We start from the raw sequence: 20,874 nt of genomic DNA, 5'->3' as shown, positions 1-20,874 counted from the left end.
CATGTTGGACACCACCACCAGCCGCTGCTGGGCGCTCCAGTCACCATCGGCATCGGCGTCCAGCACCACGGGGTGGCTGTTTTCCAGCACGCGTATGAACTGAGGGATGATGATGCGGAGTTCTAACTCGGTGCTGGACTTTTCCAAGCTGACCAGCACGCTCTCGCTGCTGCTGGTCGAGGGGGGCAGCAGCAGTGCACAGGCGGTCAGTACGGGGATGAGGGGGCGCGTGCAAGCAACCATGACCCACTATAGGCCTCAGATCAAGAAACATGACCCCCATAGGAGGTCAAGCCGGCATACGGCCAGTTTTAGCTCATAAGCGTCAAAGTCACTAAGGATGGCTTACTTTATGCGGGCATTCAGTCGGCCACGCGGAGTCGGCCCCCTCCCGATAGCTCACACGACCGGCTCTCTATGCCTTGGAAAACTTGGGGCAGCTCCTATCCATTGCGACAGCGCGCCCTTGCCGCGCTGTCGCAAATGGCCTGGTCATATGTCATCGTGCCCTCAACCACCGCCGCGGCGTCCGCCAGAAATCGTGGCGTGGGTTCATGGCCCGCAATCCACGTGTCGTAAGAGACTGGGCCATCGCATCGCGGCGCTCCTCCTTCGTGGTCATGGCGACTCCTCAACCCCAAGAGGACGCCAAGCCATCAACTCTGCGCTGTGCAGCTTTGGATCGAACCGATTTAGCAGGTTCTCCAGCGCGTGCCCGGGATGAAACGCCGCGATCCCGCAGCCGCGAAGCGGGGCGAGGCACCTCCTGCCGACTTGCTTTTTGGGTCATGCTAACGATTTTCCTCCTGGAGCGCCCCGCGACGTCAATCAATCTGTCGCATCGACGCTTGCCCACACCCTGGTAGCCCGCATCGGACTGCCCAAGTGCGCGGAACCGCAAGTGGGAACGTGCATGCACAAGCCGTCAACGACCGAGAATCTCTCTCTGCGAATGTAGAGGGGGATGTGAATTTCTAGTCTTGGCTTGAGGGGCTGTTAGACGTTTCTCCCCCCTTCGCAGCGGGCTCACCAAGGAAATGAATCTGGGGCAACCGCTTGGAGTCTTCTCGTGACTGCAGAAAGATCAGTTCAAACTCACGGCTGCTGATCTGGCGCAGCTGAAAAGCATGAATTTCGCACATCTCGACGATCGCGGCGATCTCCTCAGTCTTGGGTTGGCAGTAGCGCCAAGCGCCAGTGACCGTGCAGCGCACACGAATCGACTCCAACGCCTCGAAGGCTGCATCCAATATGGACGTGAGCCCTTTCACCACGCCCATGCGCTCTACCCGTCGAGAGACCACCACCGCCAAGCGTAGATCCTGCCACGACATCGCTGACTTCTCGGGGACAGTCAGGTCGCCACATGACCGCTTCAGCGACTCTGCCAAGCCGGTGAGGGTCGCTGGATCAATCTTGGCCGCTCTTGTCGCGGCGAGTTCGAAAGTGTTGGTGGCGGGTTTCCACCGTGGCACAAATGGCTTGTTTCGCTTCTTACTGACCATGGATCAATGTGTACAACGTGACAAGATGGCTGGCGCCGGCGTCGATGTCAATGTCGCTTCGGCCAGATAAGACCTCATGCGATAGATGTGGGGCAGAGCCATGCGCAGGAGGTTTGGTGCCCGCTATGGAACGTATCACATGTTCTTTCGACCAACTCCATCTCAGTCTGCTCAGACTCGTGGGCAAGGTTGTGGGCCAGATCCTGAGGCGCGCGCTCGAAGCGCTGCGTGAGCACCATGTGGACCTTCTTGCGCGTGACGATCTCCACATTGACGAGATCAGTTTTGCATAGCGACCTATTCAAGCGTCTGCCCGGGGCGGGGGGCATGCCGGCCGGGTTAAACGGGATGCCTGAGGTGCTTCCAGCAGCTCTCGATTGCACATTTCGATGGCATTGCGTTAATACACCCGCCGCATAAGGGTCTGCGACGAAGCGCGCATGGTTTTCCACAGACATATCCCCTGAATCAGGGGATATCTCACCGCCACATACGCTCGCTGCAGTCACTGTGGGAACGACCTCGAAACCCCTCTCAACTCGCTGCATCGACGCCGGCACCGCCAAATAGATACTCACAAAGTATCAACAGAAAATCCTGAATGACTCCAGCGGTCTGGTCAAGCTCGCACCTGTAAGTATTTGCGGCGCCAGAACCGAGTGCCATGGACCGCTCAGGTACTGAACTGATGCCCGTCAACAAGGCCGTGACCTGCCCGATCCCAGTTTTGAACTGACCGGATTCAGGGGAGGCGTCACGTTTTTGAACTCATCGGTCTTGGGTGAGTAGATATTTCGGCTTCATATCTGCTCCAATAAAGCCGATAAACGCACTAAAGAACAGTATCGATTGTTGAGTTCCACTGATCTCTGACCCGAGATTTCCATCGAATGCTGACCCACCCGCTTGTGTGAGCAAAGCAGCTCACGTTGTGGATAAGTGCTTCGTTTTCTCCTTTTCGGACTTGGGGCCTGCTGAACTATTTTTGAACCGATAGCTGTCGTTTCCGGTCTCCAGAATATGGCATCGGTGCGTCAGTCGATCCAAAAGCGCCGTCGTCATCTTCGCATCACCGAAGACACTGGACCATTCACCGAAGCTCAGGTTCGTGGTGATCACGACGCTCGTCCTCTCATAGAGCTTGGACAGCAAGTGAAACAGCAGCGCCCCTCCTGACTCGCTGAAGGGAAGGTAGCCCAGCTCATCCAGAATGACCAAGTCGACATGCATCAGTCGATTTGCCAGCTGCCCCGCGTTCCCACTCGACTTCTCGACCTCCAACGCATTGACCAGTTCAATGGTCGAGAGGAAGCGAACGCGGCGATGTTGGTTCTCGATGGCCTGGACGCCGATAGCTGTAGCCAGATGGGTCTTCCCAGTGCCAGGCCCTCCAACCAGGACAGCGTTGTATGCCTTGTCAAGGAAGTCACCTCTGTGCAGTTGCCGGACCATGGCCTCATTTACCTCGCTCTGTGCAAAGTCAAACCCGGCAAGATCTCGGTAGGCAGGGAATCGAGCGAGCTTCATCTGATAAGCCATCGAACGCACTTCCCGCTCAGCCGTTTCCGCCTTTAGCAGTTTTGCAAGAATGGGTTGTGCCGCTTCGAATGCAGGCGCCCCTTGCTCACCCAGCTCTGCAACTGCGTGGGCCATGCCATGCATCTTGAGGCTTTTAAGAAGTGCGACGATGGAGGTCGTTGCCAAATCATGTGCCATGGCGGACCTCCTCATTGACTCGTGCGGTGCGCAAAGTGTCATATCGCAGGACGTTTGCCTGCGGCTCCGTCGATAGCTTCAATGCCTGGGGCGCCTTGACTTCCGCCACAGCCGTCTTTCCGTCTATGAGTCGATGCAAAACATTCAATATGTGGGTTTTGGTGGCCACACTGGCTTCCAGAGCAGTCTCGACTGCTGCCAGAACTGCTTGCCGACCGCGAAGGCCAGGCCTTCCTGCGCCGCTTCTGGCGCAAGACCGACAACCGCACCCCGGCCGAACTGCGCGACATGCTGCTCGACGGGCTGCGCCCTGGCGCCGACCGGCTGACCGCAGTGTTCCGTTACTTGGAGCCCGCCGCATCGCCCGACGCCCTGGGTGTTTATCTATCGGCGCAGCTGGGCGACCAGGCCCCCACTGCGCCCCGTGTGGCCGTGCTGTACAAGCGTTTCGCGCCCGACACCATGGACCTACCGGATCGCGGTTATGTGGCCCGGGTGCACCCGCTGGAACTCTGGCTGGTGGCCTTCCGCCTGCAACACCCCGACGCTACCCTAAGCGAGGCGATCGCCGCCAGTGCCGCCGAGCGCCAAGCGGTCTACCGCTGGCTGTTTCGCACGCGTGCCAAGGACGCCCAGGACGCACGCATTTACACCATGATGGAGGTGGAGGCTTTCCTAGATATCCACCGGCGGTGGGCTCGCCTTGGCTACCCCTTCGGCCATCTGGTGCCTTCGCTGGCCACGGCCCTGGGCAGCTCCGGGGACCGACCCGCCGCGCTGGCCGAGTTGATGGGCATCGTCGTCAACGGTGGTATCCGCCGTCCCACGCACCGCATTTCAGACTTGCATTTTGCGCAGGGCACGCCGTGGGAGACCGCACTGCGGCCCACACCAGTGGTGGGTGAGCGGGTCATGGCGCCCGAGGTGGCTCTGGCGTTGAAAAAAGCTTTGTCGGAAGTGGTGGAGGCGGGCACGGCCCGGCGGCTCGCCGGCAGCTTCCAGTCTGCCTCGGGAGCAGACCTGTCGCCCGGTGGCAAGACCGGCACCGGCGACAACCGCGTGGTGGTGAAAGGGCGCGGCGGCCTGGCCCTGAACCGCACGGCCACCTTCGTTTTTTACCTGGGACCAAGGCACTTCGGCAGCGTGACCGCCTACGTGGTGGGACCGAACGCGGCTGACCACCGCTTCACCTCCGGCCTGCCGGTGCAGATCTTGCGCTCCATGGCGCCTGTGTTGATGCACCACCTCGATGCAGGGTCCGGGAGCGGTTGTCCACGCGAGCCTTGATGCGCCAAGGCACCCTCAAGTCAGCAATCCGTCCCAGCCCGCATGCGCTCCACCGAGCCGTGTAACGCAGCGCAAGTGAATTCCTTCTTGCCAAAACACAAGGGCACGTCAAGAAATCCCGTCTTGAGCGCCGAATTGATCAAGGGCAGTGGACTGCCAGTGGCGGTACCGACAAAGTGCAGTTGCCGCCGAGCAAACGCCGAAACTGGCCCCCGAGCGATTCACGTTGTGGCGGTAGATTGGCCCGCAGGTATTTCGGCAGCCTGCTATACTCTGTTTCGTTGGTGCTCGCGGCGTGGTTCACATGCCGCAGTTCAACGGGAAGCAGGAGGGCGAGTCCACAAGGACGAACCTAACCTGCGCTGCCCCCGCAACGGTAAGCAGACGAGAAGCCTGAATTGTTCAGGCGACTCAGCTTTCATCACGCAGCCACTGGACGACAACCGAGTCGTCTGGGAAGGCGATGGAGGTCGTTCTGTCAGCCCGGATACCGGCCAACAGGGTGGTGGTGCGTCTGGCAACAGGTGTGCTGCCGTGACGCTCAAGCACCGTCGGGGAAGGCGGTGAGAGCCCGTGATCCGGTCTGCTTCCTTCGCATGAAATTTCGCAACCTGCGCGTTCCCCGATGGGACGCCACTGGCTTGATGGCTTGTCTTTCGCACGCCCGGCCTCCGCAATTTTTCTCACTGGCGGGTACTACGGCGACCGCCACGATGGCGAACCCCTGGTCGAATGCCCTGTCCAGTGGCGTTGTGGCATCCGTATCCAATGCCGCTGACGTTGCGGGGCGTTCGATGGGACAAGTGCTCCGGGGCGCCTTCATGCGTCTTGAGACCGTTGCCTTAGACAACTCAGTTAACGAGCATCCACCGCCGTGTCTTTGGAGTCGGCGGTTATACGTCCGGCGCGCCGTAGAAGGAGATACGCCGAGGGGCCTGTGCCTGAACAGTGTGGGTGGAAAGCTCGACGAAACCACTACCGGCCATAACCTGCCGGGACGAGTGGCTTGCGTGACGCTCAACGCAGAGTCTCAACAGTGATCACCATGTGCCCCGCCATTCTCGTGGCTGCCCCGGCGTCCGGTCAGGGCAAGACCACGGTCACCACCGCGTTGGCGCGTCTTCACGCGCGCGCTGGGCGAAAGGTACGGGCGTTCAAATGCGGACCTGACTTCTTGGATCCGATGTGGCTCGCGCTGGCAACGGGCCACCCGGTGCACAACTTGGATCTGTGGATGACAGGTGAGCTCGACATCCGCGCGCGCCTACACGTCGCTGCGCAAGAGGCCGACTTGATCATCGTTGAGGGGGGCATGGGCCTGTTTGATGGCGAACCGAGTGCGGCGGATCTGGCGCGGCGCTTCGGCCTGCATGTGCTGGCTGTGATCGATGCATCGGCCATGGCGGGCACCTTCGGAGCGCTGGCCTTTGGTCTGCAGCGCTTCCGCCCGGGCCTGCCTTGGGCCGGAGTTCTGGCTAACCGCGTGGCCAGCGGACGGCACGCACAGATGTTGCAAGATGCTCTGCCTTCGCAAGACGGAGAGGCGGCTTCGCGTTGGTTGGGTGCGGTGATGCGCAACCCTGCGTTCGCCTTGCCCGAACGCCACCTGGGGCTGACAGTGGCGAGCGAGTTGCTCGATGCAATGGCCCGGCTCGATGCCGCTGCCGACGCCTTGCTTAGCACGCCGCTGGGCAAGCTGGACTCGGCCGATCTTGCGCGTTGGTCGGTCAGCTTTGACGCCCCTACCGAGCGCCCTTCGATAGCGCCCCTGTTGGCCGGAAAGACGGTGGCGGTGGCGCGTGATGCTGCGTTCTGCTTCATCTACGCTGCCAACCTGGACACCTTGCGCGCGTTGGGTGCGCAGGTGGTGTTTTTCTCGCCACTGGCCAACGATCCCGTGCCCACATGCGATGCAATCTGGTTGCCCGGTGGCTACCCCGAGCTGCACGCAGAAACTTTGTCGATCAGCGACACAACCCGCGACAGTCTGGTGGTCCATGTCAACACGGGACGCCCGGTCTGGGCCGAGTGCGGCGGAATGATGGTGCTGTTCGACGCAATAGTGGACTTGGAGGGGCGCAGCCATGTGTCGTGGGGTCTGTTCCCGGGTGTGGTGCGAATGCAGCCACGACTTGCCGCGCTGGGACCACAGAAGCTGGAACTGGCGACAGGCGAACTGCGAGGACACACCTTCCACTATTCAGTCTGCGAAACAGCTCTGGAGCCGGTGCTACATACGGCCTCCGCGCGTGGTGGTGCAAAGTGCGCTGGCGAGGCGGTGTACCAACGAGGTGCCTTGCGAGCCAGTTATTTCCACGCCTGGATGGCGTCCAGTCCAACGGCCGCAGCGGCGCTTTTTCTGCCGGAGGTGTTGGCATGAACCAGGACCAGTTGAGCACCCGCTGTCTGCCGCAAGAGGCCATAGAGTATCCGTGCGCATTGGGCATCAAAGTGGTGGCCCCGGAGCTTAGGTCGCCTGTCCGCGTGCGGAGCACGTTCCGAGAGCTCGGTCACATACCTGTGATGCACGACGCGCAGAACATAAGGAGGTTCTTCGTGGACGGGGCTGGCTCACGCACAGGTTGTCAAAGCGTTCGCAAAGTGCGTACGCAGCACGTATTTGTGATCCTGACAGAGTCGTCGAGGATTCAAACAGGAGATGAAGCATGACGTCGGGCACGGTCTGGTTCGTTGGCGCTGGTCCTGGCGATCCGGAGTTGATCACGGTCAAGGGTCGTGGCTTGATTGAGCGAGCCGGCGCGATCTTGTTTGCGGGTTCGCTCGTCAGCGAAGCCGCCCTGCGCTGGGCCTCAGCAGGCTGCGCGATTGCCGACAGCAAGAACATGACCCTGGAGCAGATGTCTGCTTGGCTCATCGAGCATGCCGCCCGCTGCGATACGGTGGTGCGGCTACAGACCGGCGATCCTGGCCTTTACGGCGCGCTGATTGAGCTGGTGCAGCCGCTGGACGCGGCGGACGTCGCCATCCAGGTGGTACCGGGTGTTTCGTCGGCAATGGCCAGCGCGGCAGCAGCAGTGGAGAGCCTGACCCTGCCCGAAGTCACGCAGACCGTGATCTTCACCCGCGTCGAGGGACGAACCCCCATGCCCGAGGGCGAGTCGCTGCGTGAGCTGGCTGCGCACCACAGCACGCTGTGCATCTTCCTGAGCATCACCTTGCTGGGCAAGGTGTCGGCCGAGTTGCTGGCGGCGGGCTGGTCGCCCGACGCGCCGGTGGTGGTGGTGCACAAGGCCAGCTGGCCGGGCGAGGAAAAGATCGTGCGCGGCACGGTCGCCACTATTCAGGCCCTGTGCCGCGACGCCAGAATCGCCAGCCAGTCCATGGTGATCGCCAGCCCCACGCTGGGCGCGCGCCAATGGACCACCCTGGCGAAATCCAAGCTGTACGACGCCAGTTTCACCCACCGTTTCCGGCGCGCCAGCGTGCCCGCTTCAACCCTCACATCGGACGCTCCATGAACACCGAATCCATTCTGCTGGTGGGCCACGGCTCGCGCGAAGCCTCGGGCAACGACGAGATCTTTTCCTTCGCCGAACAGTGGCGCCAGCGCCAGCCGGGCTGGCGCATCGAGGTCTGCTTCATCGAGTTTTCCGAGATCACCATGAGCGAGGGCCTGAAGCGCGCCGCCACCGGCGCCAGCCGCGTGATGGTGGTGCCACTGATCTTGAACGCGGCGGGCCACGTGAAGATGGACATTCCGCAGGCCATCGATGGCGCCCGCCTCCAGTTCCCGTTGGTGCAGTTCCTGTATGCGCCGCACTTGAGTGCCTGCGACCCGATCCTGGCCATCCTGCGCCGCCGCCTCAAGGGCGCGATGCAGGCGCTCGACATGCCCGACCCCAGCACCACCGGCGTGGTGCTGCTGGGGCGCGGTTCGTCGGACCGGCAGGCCAACGGCGACATGGCCAAGATGGCGCGCTGGTTGCTGGAGGAAACCGACCACGATCTGGTGGACCTCGCCTTCACCGGCATCACTCACCCGCGCTTGGAAAAGACGGTTCAGCGCCAGAGCATGCTCGGCATGAAGCAGGTGGTGGTGCTGCCGTACTACCTGTTCAACGGCACGCTGGTGGAGCGCATCACCCGTCAGGTCGAGCACTTGAAGGCTCAGTACCCGACGCTGCGTTTCGCCTCCACCAAATACTTTGGGTTCGAGAAGGAAATTGTCGAGTTGTTGGAGCAGCGCGTAAACGACATGCGGCGCAACGCGCCGGTTGCGCTGATGCCTTGCGACGGCTGCAAATACCGCAGCTTTGCCGAGGAACACGGCATGGGAGGTCACCACCACGACGACGCGTTGCCGCACAGTCACGACCACACGCACGACCATGCTGAGGCATGAACACCCCCACGCACCTGTACACGCGCATGAGTACGACCATGCCCATGGCCACAAGCGCCCCCATGACCATGCCAACGCCTGAGACGGCCAACGTCATCACCGAGCAGCTCACTGCAGCGGGTCGCGCCATCGAGCACGACTCGTTTGCCGTGATCGACCGCGAGGTGCTTTCTCACCCCTACATGCCCGAACAGTGGCCCATCGTGCGCCGCATGATCCACGCCAATGCCGATTTCGACTTCAACGGCCTGACCGATTTCCATCCCCAGGCGGTGGAGCGGGGGGTGACCTCGATCTTGTCTCGCGCAACCCGTGTGGTGGCGGATGTGGAGATGATCTGTGTCGGCCTGTCGGCGCCGCGCCTGGGGCACTTCGGCATGAGCACGCACCAGTTCATCTCCGACCCGGACGTGATCGAGCAGGCCAAGGCCGAAGGCACCACCCGCGCGGTGCAAGCCATGCGCAAGGCACACCGACTGGGCCTGATCGACGGTGCCATCGTCGGCATCGGCAACGCGCCCACGGCGCTGATCGAGATCGTGCGCCTGATCCATGAAGAGGGTGCGCGCCCTGCTCTGGTGGTGGGCATGCCGGTGGGTTTCGTGTCGGCGGCAGAGTCCAAGGATCTGATGGCGCTGGAGACCGATGTGCCATGGATCGTGATCCGTGGCCGCAAGGGCGGCTCCACCCTGGTGGTTGCCGCGATCCACGCGCTGCTGGGCCTGGCCGAAGCCAGGGAACTGGCCACATGATGAAAAAAGACGCGCCCCGCGGCACGCGCACCGGTTTCACGACCGGTGCGTGTTCCGCTGCGGCGGCGCGCGCGGCCGCCATCGGCCTGATCACGGGAGAGGTGCCCGGCGAGGTCGAGTGCCTGCTGCCCAACGGCGACGTGGTGCGCTTCGCCGTGCAGGACGGCCGGGTGGACGGCAGCGGCACCCAATGCACCGCCCACGCCATGGTGATCAAGGACGCGGGCGACGACCCGGACTGCACCGACAAGGCCCACCTCACCGCCGACCTGCACCTGCTGCCCGGGCAGCCGGGTCAGGTCGTGCTGGCGGGCGGTGTCGGCGTCGGCACGGTCACCATGCCCGGCCTCGGCTTGGCGGTGGGCGGCCCGGCCATCAACCCGGTGCCGCGCCGCAACATCGAGGCCAATGTTCGCCTGGTGGGGCAGGGCCTGCTGGACGAGATGGGCCTGGAGGTGCGTATCTCGGTGCCGCAGGGCGAAGAGATGGCCAAGAAGACGCTGAACGCGCGCCTGGGCATCCTGGGCGGCATCTCCATCCTGGGCACCACCGGCATCGTCAAGCCGTATTCCACCGCCGCCTACCGCGCCAGCGTGGTGCAGGGCGTGCAGGTGGCGGGCACGCTGGGCCACGGCGTGGTGGTGCTGACCACCGGCGGGCGCACCGAAAAATTTGTGATGGAAGAAATGCCCGAACTGCCCGAGCCGGCGTTCGTGCAGATGGGCGATTTCTTGCGTTACGCCATGGGCGCGGCGGTGAAGGCCGGGCTAAAGAAGGTAATCATAGGTGGCATGGTCGGCAAGCTGACCAAGATCGCCCAGGGTGAAACCATCACCCACGCGGGCCGCGCCGAGGTGGACACCGGCCTGCTGGCCGATCTGGCCGCTCGCGTGGGAGCGCCTCCCGAGGTGTGCGAGGCCATTCGCGGTAACGAGACGGCGCGCTACGCTGGCGAGCGCATGGACGCGCTGGGCCTTGGCAGCGCGTTCCACACCGCGCTGGCGCAGAAGGTCATCCAGACCCTGCGCACGCGCTACCCCGATCAATTTGAATTGCAGGTGCTGGTCTGCGACTTTGACGGTCGCAAGATTGCGCAGGCGGAAGGCTGACATGGAAGTGGCTCCCGTGATCGACAAATGCCGCATCGTTGGAGTGCTGGACGATGGCGTTGCCAGCCTCGGTACCACGGCGCTGCAGCACCTGCGGGCGGCCCAACTTGTGATCGGCGGCACGCGCACGCTGCAGCTCCTGGCTGCGCACATCTCGCCCGACGCGGTGCAGCACGACCTGAGCGGCGCGCTGTCGCAGGTGCCCGAGTGGATCCGCGCCGCGCAGGCCGAGGGCCGGCGTGTGGTGGTGCTGGCCACCGGCGATCCGCTGTGCCACGGCATCGCAGCCTACCTCGCGTCACGCCTGTGCATCGAGGCCATCGAGGTGATGCCGAACGTGTCCACGCTACAGCTCGCCTGCGCCCGGCTGGGCCTGCCCTGGCAGGACATGAAGTTCTCCTCCGTGCACAGCAAGGACGCGGGCGACTGGGTGCCGGGCTCACCTCCCAATCACGGGCTGTACGCGCTGCTGCGCGATATCCGCCAGCACGACCGCCTGGCTGTGCTGACCAGCCCGGACAACACCCCCGACCGGATCGCTCGCATGCTGATCGCCGAGGGTCTGGCGGACGAGGTCGAGATGGCCGTGGCCGAACGCTTGTGCCAGCCCGAAGAACGCATCGTCAGCGGCATGTCCCTCAGCGCCGCCGCGCAGATGCCCTTTGCCGACCCCAACGTCGTGCTGCTCTGGCGCACCCGCCTGCGCGCGCCGCAGGTGCTGCTGGGTCTGCCGGACGCGAGCTTCGAGCAGCGCCACCCCGAGAAGGGGCTGATCACCAAGCACGAGGTGCGCGCGGTGTCGCTGGCGCGTCTGCAGTTGCGCGCCGACAGCGTGGTCTGGGACATCGGCGCGGGTTCGGGCGCGGTGGGCCTGGAGGCGGCGCGCCTGTGCCGCAACGGCCATGTGTACGCGATCGAAAAGAACGCGGACGACGCGGCCATAGTGCAGCGCAACCGCCTGGCCATGGGCATCAGCAACCACACCCTGCTGCACGGCAAGGCGCCCGAGGGCCTGCAAGCCTGGGCCGACCCGGACGCGGTGTTCGTGGGTGGCTCGGGCGGAGAGTTGGCCGAGCTGATCGCGCTGATCTTGAAACGACTTCAACCGCAGGGCTGGCTGGTGATGAACTTCGTGACGATTGAAAACCTGGGGGTGGCCGTGGCCACGTTGAAGGAGCAGCGTGCGAGCTGGGACGTGCTGCAGTTACAGGGCTCGCGCAGCAAGCCCATCCTGCACATGCACCGCATGGCGGCGGAGAACCCGGTGTGGATCGTCTGCGCGCAGACCGGAGGTGTGGCATGACGCAAACTGGCACGCTGTTTGGCGTCTCCCTCGGTCCCGGCGACCCGGGCCTGATCACCCGCCGCGCCTGGGCACTGCTGGAGCGGCGCGACGCCATCTGGACCTACCCGGTGCGCAGCCTGCGCAAGGACAGCTACGCGCTGGACATCGCGCTGCGCGCCGGGCTGGCGCTGCCCGGGCAGCACCAGTCGCTGCTGTTCCCGATGACACACGACGCCGAGAAGTTGGCGCGCCACTGGTTGAAGGCGGCGGAGACGGTGCGCGAGATGCTGGCCAGCGGGCAGGACGTGCTGTTCCTGGTCGAGGGTGACGCCTCCACCTACGCCAGCTTCTGTTACCTGGCCCGCGTGCTGCGCGAGCTGGACCCGGGGGCCCGCATCGAGATCGTGCCCGGCGTGACCTCGTTCAACGCTGCCTGCGCGCAGCTGCAGGTGCCGCTCTCGGAGCAGGACGACACCATCGCCATCGTGCCCGCCGCCTACGGCATCGCGGCGGTGGAGAAGATGCTCGACGACTTCGACACCCTGGTGCTGATGAAGGTCAAGCCGCTGCTGGACGATCTGATCACCCTGCTGGAGCGGCGCGGCCTGCTGGCGCACAGCCGCTTCATCGAAAAAGCCGGCTCACCGGTTGAGCGCATCGTCACCGACGTGGCCGAACTCAAGGGCACGAAGGTCAACTACCTGTCGCTGCTGCTGGTTAAGAACCCCGGGCGCGAGCGCGGCGACATGCAACGCGGCTGCCGCAAGAAGACCAGTACCGAAATTGAAGAAGAGGAAACCCAGGAATGACCACCCAAGAAACTGCTGTGCGCGTCGTCCTCGTGGCGATCACCAAACACGGCGCCGAGCAGACTGCCGATCTCGCGCGCCAGATGCCCGGAGCCCACGTGTGCGTTGCGACCAAGTTCGCGCCGCTGATGGCGGGTCTGCCCAACTCGGTGCGCTCATACAGCGGAGCCTTTCGCGACGAGATCGCCACGCTGTTCGCCGACTTCGATCAGGTGGTGTTTTTTGTGTCACTGGGCGCCGTGGTTCGCCTGATCGCGCCGCACCTCAAGAGCAAAGACGAAGACCCCGGCGTGCTGGTGGTGGACGACGCGGCCCAGTTCGTGATCCCGGTGCTGTCCGGTCACGTCGGCGGCGCCAACGCCATGGCCGAAACCGTGGCCACCCTGCTCGGCGCCACGCCGGTGCTGACCACGGCGTCGGACGTGGGCAAGACCATTCCGGTGGACATCCTGGGTCGCGAGTTGGGGTGGAAGGTTGAGGCACCCAAGATCAACATCACGCGTGTGTCGGCCCACGTGGTCAACGGCGAGCCGGTGGCCGTGGTGCAGGAAGCGGGCAGCCCGCACTGGTGGACCCGGCCCACGCCGCTTCCGCCCAGTATCCACCGCTTCGAGCGCCTGGCCGACGTGGACCTGGCGCGTTTCAAGGCCGTGCTGTGGATCACCCACGCGCCAGTGACCGCCGCGCACTGGGCCGAACTGCACGAGCGCCTGGTCGTTTACCGCCCGCCGGTGGAGACGCAGGCGTGAACGTGGCTGTGGGCCTGGGTTGCGACCGCGGCACGCCTCTGGCCACGCTGCAGGACGCGTTGCGGGCGGCGCTCGCGCAGGCCGGGGCGTTGGCCCCAGATGTGGTGGCAGCGGCCAGCATCACGCTCAAGGCTGACGAAGCAGGCCTCCTCGCCCTGGCCGCCAAACAAGGCTGGGCCATGACCTTCTTTACCCCTGCCCAGCTCGCCGGGGTGCCGGTGCCCAACCCGTCGGAGACCGTGCGCCGGTACACCGGCACCCCATCGGTCAGCGAGGCCGCGGCCCTGCTGGCAGGCGCCCGAGTCTTCGGCCACGAACAGGCTTTGCCCATGACCGCCTTGCTGGTCGAAAAATTCAAACACCGTGGCGCCGATGGGCGCAACGCCACGGTTTCCATTGCCCGCTGTGACAGTTTTCTTTTTCTCACCCCTGAACGGAGCACGCCATGACTTCATCCACCACCACCCCCATCCCCGACGACCAGCGCGTGAGCGCCACGCGTAGCCTGCTGCTGCAACTGTGCGCTGGTGCCGTGCTGGGCCTGGTCGTACTGTACGGCGTGGCTTTTGCTGAAAGCCCCATCGCGCACAACGCCGCGCACGATGTGCGCCACGTCACGGTCAAGCCTTGTCATTAAGAGAGTCACCCCCGACGCGCTTCGCGCGACCCCCTCAAGGGGGCAACGCGTGTGGCCCGGCAAAGCCGGCTCCACCGCGTTCCCGGTTGGGGCACTTAGGGCGTTTCGGATCGCGCGGCCGACGGGTTGCCACCTATCTGTGTATGGAGAGTTTCATGATTTTTCGACGATTGATCTGGGCGGCGCTGGCCGTGGCCATGCTGGTGGGGGGCTTGCAATCGGGCCTGCAGCAATGGCAAACCATGCCGATCATCCTGGCGGCTGAAGGGCTCGAAAGCCAGAAGGTGGAGACTGCGTTGGCGGTTGCCGACACGCACGCACACGGGGACGGTGCGGCGCACGATCATGGTGACGACGCAGAAACATGGACGCCCGCCGATGGGGTGGAGCGCCAGATCTGGACTTGGGTGGCCAATGTGCTGCACGCGTTCAGCATGGCGCTGCTCGTGCTGGCCGTGATGGCGGTGTGCCAGTGGCGCGGCAGCGCCTTGCGCGCTTTGCCCTTGGCCGCCTGGGTGGCCGCCGCCGGCTGGTTGAGCTTTCACTTCTGGCCTTCGCTGGGCCTGCACGCCGAGATCCCCGGCATGGACGCAGCCCGACTGGGTTCGCGCCAGGGCTGGTGGGTGCTCGCGGCGGGTGGTGCGGCGCTGGCCTGTGCGGCGGTGGCGCTGGTGCGCAGCCCCCTGCGCTGGGCCGTCGCAGCCGGCTGGCTGGCGTTGCCCTTCGTGGTCGGAGCGCCGCACATCATGGCCGACCCGCTGGCCGGTTTCACGCGTGAGGCCCAGGTGGCGCTGCGCCAGCTGGGCAGCCAGTTCATCTGGACCACCGCTTGGCTGTCGCTGTCGTTCTGGCTGAGCATCGGCGTGTTGGCCGGCCTGGCCTTCCAGCGCTGGCTGCGCCCCGCCGTGGCGGCCGTGCTGGAGCGCTCGGATGCGGGCTGTGCCCCAGCCATGAAAGCCCCGCAATGAGCGACGTCAAAGGCAAGATCATGCTGGTGGGCATCGGCCCCGGCAGCCACGATCACATGACCCAGCGCGCGCGAGACGCGATCGCCGAGGCCGATGTGGTGGTGGGCTACGTCACCTACATCAAGCTCGTGGCCGATCTGCTGGAAGGCAAGGAGGTCATCCGCAAGGGCATGACCGAGGAGTTGGACCGCGCAGTCCATGCCCTGGCCAGCGCCCGCGAGGGCAAGAAGGTGGCCCTCATCTCCAGCGGAGACGCCGGGGTGTATGGCATGGCCGGGCCGACCTATGAGGTGCTGTTCCAGGCCGGCTGGACGCCCGAGTCGGGCGTCCAGGTTGAGGTGGTGCCGGGTGCATCGGCCATCAACGCCTGCGCGGCGCTGGTGGGTGCGCCCCTCACGCACGACTTCTGCTCCATCTCGCTGAGCGACCTGCTCACACCCTGGCCCGTAATCGCGCGGCGGCTGGACGCGGTGGCGGCGTCGGACTTCGTGGTGGCGCTCTACAACCCCAAGAGCGGCCGCCGCACCCAGCAGATCGTGCAGGCACAGGCGCTGTTGCTGCGCCATCGCCGGCCCGACACCCCGGTGGCGGTGGTCAAGTCGGCCTACCGGCGGCGCGAGCGCATCGAGTTCACCACGCTGGACAAGATGAGCGAGTGCGACATCGGCATGCTGACCACGGTACTGATCGGCAACAGCCACACCTTCGTGCAGCACGGCCTGATGGTCACGCCGCGCGGCTACGCCAACAAGTACGACCTGGACGACGGTGGCAGCACCCGCACGGGCGAGAAAGCAGGACGCTCGCTTTCCACCGGCTTGCTGGGTTGGATGGAGAACCTGCGTGCCGACCATGCCGATGGCGCGAGCCTGGCCGCACTGGCGCAGCAGCACCGGCTGCCGGTGGACTACGTTGAAGCCGTGCTCAACACACCCGTCGAGGAAGGGGTGGCCCCTTCGGCGGATGCAGAGGATCAGGCCGAATAAGGCGCTCCTGCGCGCGCACTTCGCCCCTGAGCGGACTATGCCAACCACCACCTGATGCCACCCACGAGATCCGTTCCATGAGCTACATGGTCAAAGAAGTTTTTTATACCCTGCAGGGTGAAGGCGGCAACGTCGGCCGTGCGGCAGTGTTCTGCCGGTTCGCCGGTTGCAATCTCTGGTCCGGGCGGGAAGCCGATCGCGCGAGCGCTCAATGCCAGTTCTGTGACACCGATTTTGTCGGCGTGGACGGCACTGGTGGGGGGAAGTTCGATTCGGCCCAGGCACTGGCGGACCAGGTTTCAGTCCAATGGCCAGCATCGGTGGCGGGGCGCAAGCTGGTCGTGCTGACGGGCGGTGAACCGTTGCTGCAGGTCGATTCCGCGTTGATCGACGCATTGCACCGCGGCGGGTTTGAGATTGCGGTGGAGACCAATGGCACGATCGCTGCGCCTGCAGGGGTGGACTGGCTGTGCGTCAGTCCCAAGGTACGCACATTCCTGAAGATACGTGCGGGCCACGAGCTCAAAGTTGTTGTTCCCCAGCCCGGCATCGACCTGGACGCGTTGATCGAACTGAACTTCGAGCGCCATCTGCTGCAGCCCATGGACGGCCCTGCGTTGAAAGAAAACACCCTCTGGGCCATTGATTACTGTCTGCGTGACCCCCGCTGGCGCCTGACCCTGCAAACCCACAAGATGGTCGGAATCCGATGACATACGAAATTTCGCAAAGTTTCTTCTTTGACGCTGCGCACACCCTTCAGCGCGAGATCGAGACCGAAGCCAGCACGCGTATACATGGGCACACCTACCGAGGCGAGGTCGCGGTGATGGGTGTGGTTGACCCCCACACGGGCATGGTGGTCGATTTGGGGCAGCTGCGTTTGCTGGTGACGCAGGTGCGTGCGCAGTTGGACCACCGGCTGCTGGACGAGGTACCCGGCCTGGGCATTCCGACCCTCGAAAACCTCTGCGCTTTCATCGCCCAGTTTGCGGGGTTGACGGAGTTCCGCTTGAGCCGTGTTTCGGTGTGGCGCGACGGTATCGGGGACCGTTGTGATTTGCGCTTCGCGCGCACTCTTCCTTTCCAAGTCTGATATGCACGAACCCATCAAGCCTCACATCGGCGGCTACAAGCGCCACCTGTTGGTCTGCACCGGTCCACGTTGTACGCAGGATGGCGCCTCGCAGGCCCTGTTCGATAGCCTTGGCAACAAGTTCAAGGCCGCTGGTTTGCACGAGGGCGAGTTGCGTGTGAAGCGCAGCCGCGTGAGTTGCTTTGCCGCCTGCAAGGGCGGGCCGGTGATGTGCGTGCAGCCCGACGGCACCTGGTACTACAACGTCACTGAAGCCAACATGGACCGCATCATCGACCAGCACTTGGTCGGCGGACAAGTGGTGCAAGAGCTGGTGTTTCATCAGGGCCCCGGAGGCGTTGATGCCGAATGAGTCGGACATTAGGGGCTTTGTCTCCATCGTCGGCGCCGGTCCCGGACCGGCCGACCTGATGACTCAACGCGCGCTTGATCGCTTGCAAAGGGCCGACGTGGTTGTGTACGACCGTCTGATCTCACCCGAGGTGCTGGCGCTGATTCCGCAAGGAGCGCAGCGCGTGTTCGCGGGCAAGGCCCTGGGAAATCACGCCATTCCACAAGAGGCAATCCACGCCCTGCTGGTGCAGCACGCCAAGGCGGGCCGGCGAGTGGTGCGGCTCAAGGGTGGAGATCCTTATGTGTTCGGACGTGGCGGTGAGGAAGTGCAAGCCATGCAAGCGCAACGTGTACCGTTCGAGGTCGTACCGGGCATTACAGCCGCGAGCGGTTGCTCGGCAGGAGCGGGCATCCCCCTCACTCACCGCGACCTCGCGGCCAGCTGCGTGTTCCTGCCCGGACATCTGGCCGACGACAAAGCCACGCACGATTGGCGGGCGCTGGCGCGCCCCGGACAAACGCGGGTATTTTACATGGGAATACAACGTCTAGCCCACATCGCGGAACGGCTGATCGCCCACGGCCTGAGCCCCAACACCCCAGCGGCCGTCGTACGCGACGGCACGCGCTCCACACAAACCGTGGTGGCCTGCAGCCTGCGCCGCCTGGTTGAACAGGCCCCGGCCTACGGCCCCCATCCCGGTTTGCTGATCATTGGCGAGACAGTGCAACTGAGCCCAGACTTCCATGCGGAGTGAAACGCCAACGGCCGAGAAGTCCTACGACAAGGCCGAGAGAGGGAGTGCCAAGGTATCACCTACGCCCTTGACGGTAGGCGCGAAATTATATGCATCATCGTTCCTGAGCGAGAAAGGCAATGAAGACTGCACGACATCGCGGTGCCTGATAGCTTCTCGTGCGGCGCTTCAGCGAGCATCGCACGATCGAACTGATCAGCAGCTATCAACGAGGGGCTGACCGAATTGACCAACAATAAGCACGCATCCAACGCGAACATCCTGTCGCCGTGCGGCATCGAATACTGAGCCCGCCATGCCCGACAAACCTGCCCTTGATCGGACCTTCTCCCCGGCCGAGCGAGACGCTGTTTACCGCGCCATTTTTGAACGGCGCGATATGCGTCACTTCGCAGGGGGAACGGTTGCGCCGGAGCTGATGCGCCGGCTGCTCACCGCCGCTCACCATGCGCCCAGCGTGGGTTTCATGCAGCCCTGGCGTTTTTTGCGGGTGGCGTCGCCGTTGCTGCGGTGCAAGTTGCAGGCATTGGTGGAGCAAGAACGCGTGCAGACTGCGAGAGCGTTGGGTGAGCGGGAAGAGGCTTTCATGCGCCTCAAGGTCGAGGGTGTCAATGACGCGGCCGAGGTCTGGGTGGTCGCGCTCGCAGATGGACGTGAGCAGCATGTGTTTGGTCGCAGGACACTTCCACAGATGGACCTCGCCTCGACCGCCTGCGCGATCCAGAACCTCTGGCTGGCCGCCCGGGCCGAGGGGCTTGGAATGGGTTGGGTTTCGCTGTTTGACCCAATCGCTGTGGCGTGCCTGCTTGGAATGCCCGACGGGGCCGAGCCGATCGCTTTGTTGTGCATCGGTCCCGTGCATGATTTTTACGAGGAACCGATGCTTCAACGGCAGCGGTGGGCCTCGCGTTGCGCGTTGGACGATGTGCTGTTTGAAGACACTTGGGCGCAGCCTCTTGGATCGAAGTCACCAAGCTAGCTAGGAGTCTGCGCGGCAGAACGTTTCGCGTACTGATTTGAGGACCGCTGCGCGGTGCCTCGGGCGATTTGATCGCTTCCGTTGTTTGGCGTGGTCCTTACGGCGGCCTTGGTCAGGTCTGAACGCCCCGTTTCGCGCCCCGAGATGCCCCGTTTTCCCTCAAATGCCGCGCAAACTGCACATCCGTCTCAAGTTCAGCGCCAGACACACGAGCTTGAACTCGGCCTTGACCTTGTCCAGTCCGCGCAGGCTGAACTGTCTGAACCCCAGCACGCTCTTGATCCAGCCGTTGGGCGCCTCCACGATCCACTTCCTCTTGCGGTAGGCCGCCTTGCCCTCGGGTGTCTTCAACTTGGCATCCATCGCCGCGCTGCGCGGGTACTTCCGGGCGTCAATCTCCAGCGCCTGCTTGCCCTCGCGCCCCAGCGCCACGATCAACTCGCTCGGACTGTCCTTGATCTGCTCGAACACCGACTCCGAGCGGAACCCCGCATCAGCCAGCACCTGCCTGGCGTCTTCGCACAGGTTGGCTTTCACCGCCGCCAGCAACACGGGCAGGCGGTCGCTGTCGGTGGCGTTGTTGCTCAGCTCGGCCGCCACCACGATCTGCGCGCTCTCGTCCACCGCCGTGTGCGCGTTGTAGCTGTAGTCATAGCCCCCACCGGCACGCTTCATGATCCGGCTGTCCGTGTCGGTGAAGCTCTCCTGGGCGCTGTCTTTGGGCACGCCGAAGTCGCGCTTGTAGCGCCCGCCCTTGGGTTTGCCGTCCTTGTCCCGGGGTTTGCGCTGATCGTTCTGGCTGCGCCCGCGGGCTGCATCGGCTTCTCGCTGGCGTTGTTCCAGCCGCAGCTTGGCCGCCGTGATCGCGGCCAGCCGATCGGCTCTGCGTTTGATCTCGCTGGGGATGTCGATGTCGGGTTCGTTCTTTTCCAGGTCGTCGGCCGCCTTAGCTCTGTTGAGCAGCCCGTCAATCTGCGCTTTGAGTTCGGCCTCGGCCTTGAGCATGCGCTCGTAGCTCATGGCCTTGTGACGGCTCGCATTGGCCTTGAGCTTGGTGCCGTCCACCGCCACGGTGCCCAGTTTGACCAGGCCGCACTCGCGCGCCAGGCGAACGACCTGAACGAACAAGGCCGAGAGCTCTTGCAGGTGCAGTGCCCGAAAGTCCGAGAGCGTGCGGTGCGCCGGGTAGTTCTCTGCGGCCAGCACCCGCAGCGCCACGTCTTCATGCAGTTTGGCCGCCAGCTTGCGCGAGCTGAAGGTGCCCGTGGCGTAGCCATAGATCAAGACCTTGATCATCATGGCCGGGTGAAACGGTTGGTTGCGTGGGCCGCCCTTGTCGTAACGGGCGTGAAACGCCCTCAGGTCCAGGCTGTCGACGCTGTCGCTGATGAAGTACGCCAGATGCCCTTCGGGCAGCCAGTCTTGCAGTGCGTCAGGCAGCAGTCGCTGCTGTTGCGGTTCGTAGGGGAGGTAACTTGCGGCCATGCCCACAATTTACCAAGCATTCGGACCTCATGGCGCTTCTGCCGCGCAGGCTCCTAG

22 protein-coding genes, 1 pseudogene and 1 riboswitch are annotated in these 20,874 nt (G+C 64.0%); of the genes and pseudogenes, 18 read left to right on the top strand and 5 right to left on the bottom strand.

Features of this window, described 5'->3' with window-relative positions; all coding sequences use genetic code 11:
* The 4 genes and pseudogenes from AC0GNR_RS17585 to AC0GNR_RS17570 all read right to left on the bottom strand — a co-directional run.
* Positions 1–243, bottom strand: a 243-nt coding sequence (locus AC0GNR_RS17585; protein ID WP_472902157.1) for a hypothetical protein, incomplete at its 3' end; no start/stop codon positions are given.
* A 731-nt stretch (positions 244–974) separates the two neighbouring features.
* A complete protein-coding gene (locus AC0GNR_RS17580) occupies positions 975–1,505 on the bottom strand; it encodes a hypothetical protein (protein ID WP_300651523.1) in 531 nt (176 codons plus the stop codon).
* Between the two features lie 924 nt (positions 1,506–2,429).
* Positions 2,430–3,221: an IS21-like element helper ATPase IstB gene (gene istB, locus AC0GNR_RS17575; RefSeq protein ID WP_300651026.1), complete on the bottom strand. Its 792-nt coding sequence runs from the start codon at positions 3,219–3,221 to the stop codon at positions 2,430–2,432.
* A pseudogene (locus AC0GNR_RS17570) lies at positions 3,211–3,432 on the bottom strand (IS21 family transposase); the annotation flags it as partial. The gene istB and the pseudogene AC0GNR_RS17570, both read right to left, overlap by 11 nt.
* A 77-nt stretch (positions 3,433–3,509) precedes the next feature.
* Here AC0GNR_RS17570 and AC0GNR_RS17565 point away from each other — a divergent pair.
* The 18 genes from AC0GNR_RS17565 (at position 3,510) to bluB (ending at position 19,332) form a co-directional block, all read left to right on the top strand.
* Positions 3,510–4,508: a hypothetical protein gene (locus tag AC0GNR_RS17565; protein WP_472890443.1), complete on the top strand. Its 999-nt coding sequence runs from the start codon at positions 3,510–3,512 to the stop codon at positions 4,506–4,508.
* A 265-nt stretch (positions 4,509–4,773) separates the two neighbouring features.
* Positions 4,774–5,021, top strand: a riboswitch (cobalamin riboswitch).
* A 532-nt stretch (positions 5,022–5,553) separates the two neighbouring features.
* On the top strand, positions 5,554–6,888 hold the full coding sequence (locus AC0GNR_RS17560) for a cobyrinate a,c-diamide synthase (RefSeq protein ID WP_472902156.1): 1,335 nt from the start codon (positions 5,554–5,556) through the stop codon (positions 6,886–6,888).
* A 286-nt stretch (positions 6,889–7,174) separates the two neighbouring features.
* Positions 7,175–7,987 carry a precorrin-4 C(11)-methyltransferase gene (cobM, locus tag AC0GNR_RS17555; RefSeq protein WP_300651031.1) on the top strand — a complete coding sequence of 271 codons (813 nt, stop codon included), beginning with the start codon at positions 7,175–7,177 and terminating at the stop codon, positions 7,985–7,987.
* On the top strand, positions 7,984–8,871 hold the full coding sequence (locus tag AC0GNR_RS17550) for a sirohydrochlorin chelatase (RefSeq protein ID WP_472902155.1): 888 nt from the start codon (positions 7,984–7,986) through the stop codon (positions 8,869–8,871). The genes cobM and AC0GNR_RS17550 overlap by 4 nt, the downstream gene beginning before the upstream one ends.
* 68 nt (positions 8,872–8,939) lie before the next feature.
* Complete coding sequence (locus AC0GNR_RS17545; protein ID WP_472890442.1) at positions 8,940–9,623, top strand: precorrin-8X methylmutase; 684 nt, start codon at positions 8,940–8,942, stop codon at positions 9,621–9,623.
* Positions 9,620–10,732 carry a cobalt-precorrin-5B (C(1))-methyltransferase gene (locus tag AC0GNR_RS17540; protein ID WP_300651034.1) on the top strand — a complete coding sequence of 371 codons (1,113 nt, stop codon included), beginning with the start codon at positions 9,620–9,622 and terminating at the stop codon, positions 10,730–10,732. The genes AC0GNR_RS17545 and AC0GNR_RS17540 overlap by 4 nt, the downstream gene beginning before the upstream one ends.
* A gap of 1 nt (position 10,733) precedes the next feature.
* Positions 10,734–12,035 (top strand): precorrin-6y C5,15-methyltransferase (decarboxylating) subunit CbiE, encoded by a 1,302-nt coding sequence (gene cbiE, locus AC0GNR_RS17535; protein ID WP_300651037.1) that lies wholly within the window; start codon positions 10,734–10,736, stop codon positions 12,033–12,035.
* Complete coding sequence (cobI, locus tag AC0GNR_RS17530; RefSeq protein WP_300651038.1) at positions 12,032–12,826, top strand: precorrin-2 C(20)-methyltransferase; 795 nt, start codon at positions 12,032–12,034, stop codon at positions 12,824–12,826. The genes cbiE and cobI overlap by 4 nt, the downstream gene beginning before the upstream one ends.
* Positions 12,823–13,575: a cobalamin biosynthesis central domain-containing protein gene (locus tag AC0GNR_RS17525; protein ID WP_300651041.1), complete on the top strand. Its 753-nt coding sequence runs from the start codon at positions 12,823–12,825 to the stop codon at positions 13,573–13,575. Before cobI ends, AC0GNR_RS17525 begins: the two co-directional genes overlap by 4 nt.
* A complete protein-coding gene (locus AC0GNR_RS17520; RefSeq protein ID WP_300651043.1) occupies positions 13,572–14,024 on the top strand; it encodes a cobalamin biosynthesis protein in 453 nt (150 codons plus the stop codon). The genes AC0GNR_RS17525 and AC0GNR_RS17520 overlap by 4 nt, the downstream gene beginning before the upstream one ends.
* On the top strand, positions 14,021–14,212 hold the full coding sequence (locus AC0GNR_RS17515; protein WP_300651045.1) for a CbtB domain-containing protein: 192 nt from the start codon (positions 14,021–14,023) through the stop codon (positions 14,210–14,212). The genes AC0GNR_RS17520 and AC0GNR_RS17515 overlap by 4 nt, the downstream gene beginning before the upstream one ends.
* Before the next feature lie 155 nt (positions 14,213–14,367).
* Entirely contained in the window at positions 14,368–15,180 is an 813-nt protein-coding gene (locus AC0GNR_RS17510; protein ID WP_472890438.1) for a CbtA family protein, read from the top strand.
* Positions 15,177–16,166, top strand: a complete 990-nt coding sequence (gene cobJ / locus AC0GNR_RS17505) for a precorrin-3B C(17)-methyltransferase (protein WP_300651050.1) — start codon at positions 15,177–15,179, stop codon at positions 16,164–16,166. The genes AC0GNR_RS17510 and cobJ overlap by 4 nt, the downstream gene beginning before the upstream one ends.
* Positions 16,167–16,243: 77 nt before the next feature.
* A complete protein-coding gene (gene queE / locus AC0GNR_RS17500) occupies positions 16,244–16,879 on the top strand; it encodes a 7-carboxy-7-deazaguanine synthase (RefSeq protein ID WP_304784281.1) in 636 nt (211 codons plus the stop codon).
* The gene (locus AC0GNR_RS17495) at positions 16,876–17,262 is read left to right on the top strand and encodes a 6-carboxytetrahydropterin synthase (protein WP_300651055.1); all 387 of its coding nucleotides are present in this window, start codon (positions 16,876–16,878) and stop codon (positions 17,260–17,262) included. Before queE ends, AC0GNR_RS17495 begins: the two co-directional genes overlap by 4 nt.
* A gap of 1 nt (position 17,263) precedes the next feature.
* Positions 17,264–17,614 (top strand): (2Fe-2S) ferredoxin domain-containing protein, encoded by a 351-nt coding sequence (locus AC0GNR_RS17490; protein ID WP_300651058.1) that lies wholly within the window; start codon positions 17,264–17,266, stop codon positions 17,612–17,614.
* A complete protein-coding gene (cobA, locus tag AC0GNR_RS17485; protein WP_300651059.1) occupies positions 17,604–18,353 on the top strand; it encodes a uroporphyrinogen-III C-methyltransferase in 750 nt (249 codons plus the stop codon). Before AC0GNR_RS17490 ends, cobA begins: the two co-directional genes overlap by 11 nt.
* 295 nt (positions 18,354–18,648) lie before the next feature.
* A complete protein-coding gene (gene bluB / locus AC0GNR_RS17480) occupies positions 18,649–19,332 on the top strand; it encodes a 5,6-dimethylbenzimidazole synthase (protein ID WP_300651061.1) in 684 nt (227 codons plus the stop codon).
* 159 nt (positions 19,333–19,491) lie between these two features.
* On the opposite strand, the gene AC0GNR_RS17475 is transcribed toward bluB, so the two are convergent.
* Complete coding sequence (locus tag AC0GNR_RS17475) at positions 19,492–20,817, bottom strand: IS1182 family transposase (RefSeq protein WP_472899619.1); 1,326 nt, start codon at positions 20,815–20,817, stop codon at positions 19,492–19,494.
* Positions 20,818–20,874: the final 57 nt, after the last annotated feature.

Source organism: Hydrogenophaga sp. LT287, assembly GCF_055702805.1.
This window is presented reverse-complemented; position numbering and strand designations above follow the sequence as displayed.